At 68.7% G+C, this 678-nt stretch carries 1 protein-coding gene; it reads right to left on the reverse strand.

Annotated features, from left to right (window positions below):
- Positions 1 to 162: 162 nt before the first annotated feature.
- Positions 163 to 678, reverse strand: a 516-nt coding sequence (locus NW837_RS15390) for a transposase (protein WP_414332532.1), incomplete at its 5' end; no start/stop codon positions are given.

Below are 678 nucleotides of genomic sequence, written 5' to 3' on the forward strand. Positions count from 1 at the left end.
CGCTCGCCGTGACCGTGCTCAACGAGCGGACACCTCGAATAACTGTCTGGCTGGATGTTGGTGAGGGTCGTTTTGGGTGGCCGCGCGGTTGGGTGTGCGGGGTTCGAGCCTTTGCGGGGCTTTCCGGCGCAGGCTACGGGGCTTTTCCGACGCCATGCCCGATCAAGCGGGCGCGGCTCTCCCTTCGATCCAGACGAGGCGGCGCATGTTGTACGCCAGATTGGCGAGGGTGATGCGCGCGGTAGCGCGGACGAGGCCGATGCTGCGGACGACCAGGCCCATGCGGCGCTTCTCGGTGGCGAAGACGTGCTCGACCAGGCTGCGCACCCGGGCGCGGGTCGCATTGCCGCGGGCGATGTGCGCTGGCATCGGCCGCCCGCGCGGCTTGGCGCGCTGGAACTCGGGAACGAGGCCGCGTCGGTGGAGCAGGTCCACATTGGCCTTGCTGCGATAGGCCGTATCCGCCCAGACGCCGCTCGCGGTGTTGTTCGGATCCAGCACCGCGCCGAGTTGGCTGCCATCATGCCGCGCCGCATGCGTGACGGTGAAACGGCGGATGAAGCCGTGCCCGCGGTCGATGCTGAGATGGTTCTTGTAGCCGAACAGCGGCACTGCGATCTCGGCGGCAGCCTGCCGCTGGGCACCGGCTTCCCGCGCTGGCTTGCGACCGCGCTTGAT

Source organism: Synechococcus sp. R6-10, from assembly GCF_047461815.1.
Lineage (GTDB): Bacteria > Cyanobacteriota > Cyanobacteriia > Thermostichales > Thermostichaceae > Thermostichus.